At 71.6% G+C, this 1,229-nt stretch carries 2 protein-coding genes; both read right to left on the minus strand.

What is annotated here, in order from left to right:
* Positions 1–29: 29 nt before the first annotated feature.
* A complete protein-coding gene (locus IH48_RS0132115) occupies positions 30–776 on the minus strand; it encodes a hypothetical protein (protein ID WP_030912830.1) in 747 nt (248 codons plus the stop codon).
* A 156-nt stretch (positions 777–932) separates the two neighbouring features.
* On the minus strand, positions 933–1,229 hold a 297-nt coding region (locus tag IH48_RS33855), incomplete at its 5' end, for a hypothetical protein (protein ID WP_037843960.1).

Consider the following 1,229-nt stretch of genomic DNA (forward strand, 5'->3'; position numbering starts at 1 on the left):
GGGCAGGGGTTTCGGTGTCTCAGCCCAGCTCACAGCACGCGACAGGACCCCACGCGACAGGGCGGCGCGACAGAGGGCGCGACAGGCCAGAGGGCCCCCGCCGGATGTCGGCGGGGGCCCTCTGGAAGGGGGGCGGGGCAGCGCCCGCCGTCGGCCTGGAACGCCTCGCACTCGTCGGGCCAGTGGTTCTTCCACTCGTCCAGCGGGACGTCGGGACGGCTGATCCGGATCTCCCCGCAGCCGCTGCACCGCGCGGCCGTGGTGCCGGCCGGAAGCGAGGCCCGAACGTCCTCCGAGAGGACGTCCAGGCCGACCGGCTCCGCACGCGGCCCGTGGCAGACCGGCGCCATCAGCAGAAGCACGGTCTTCAGCGACGTGTCGCAGTCGTCGCGGTCGAAGGCCACGGAGGACGCCAGCGCGCCCGCCTGGCCGGGCAGCGGCATCGAGGGGAACCGCGGACCGTGGAACGCCTCCGAGCCACCCTCGAAGGCGGCGGCGTACTGGTGGAGGTCTTCCGCGTACGCCCCGCCGTGGTCGTCGGTCACGGTGACGTCGTGCTCGCGAGAGTGCCAGGCGAAGCTCAGCAGCAGGCACGCCCGCGTCTCGGGTTCGGCCTCGGCCCAGCGGCGGCGAAGGTCGCTGTCGGCGGCGGCCTCCTGGACGTCGCCGTCGTACTCCTCGGCCAGGGCCTCCCGCAGGTCCAGGGTGACGTCGGCGATCTGCATGGCGACACCCAGGGGGTGCTGGGCTGCGGCCATCTGGTCGAACGCGTTCATGGTGTTTCTCCTTCGTCGGTGGGGCGATGTTGGCTCATCCTGCCGCCTGCCGGTGGCTCTATGGCGGGGATTCAGTCGATTAGGTGACCCCGTGGCCTCGTGACGTCACGAGGCCACGAGAGGGGCCCGCACGGCGAGCGTGCAGGCCCCGGCGGATCAGTTCCAGGAGACGTTCTCGACGTTCGAGGCTGCGGTGTCGATCTGGCTCGCGACCGGCATGTTCCACCCGTCCGCAACGAGCTGCGCGCACTCGGTCCAGTTGTTGGCCTCGTAGGCGAGGATGAACGCCTTCGCCTTGTTGCCGCTCAGCGTGGCGTTCATCTGCCCGTACCAGTCGTTCTGGGAGATCCTCCAGTCCCCGTCCGCCGTCGCCTCGATGCTGGACGGGAACTTTCCCTCCTTCTCCCCGGCCGGACCCGCCGGGCCCCCGCCGCCCCCCGCTTCCTCGCCCCC

The sequence above is a fragment of the Streptomyces sp. NRRL F-5126 genome, assembly GCF_000721265.1.
Classification (GTDB): domain Bacteria; phylum Actinomycetota; class Actinomycetes; order Streptomycetales; family Streptomycetaceae; genus Streptomyces.

Coding starts and splice junctions, on each gene's coding strand:
- IH48_RS0132115 (WP_030912830.1), bottom strand. CDS start 776: ATGAACGCGTTCGACCAGATGGCCGCAGCCCAGCACCCCCTGGGTGTC.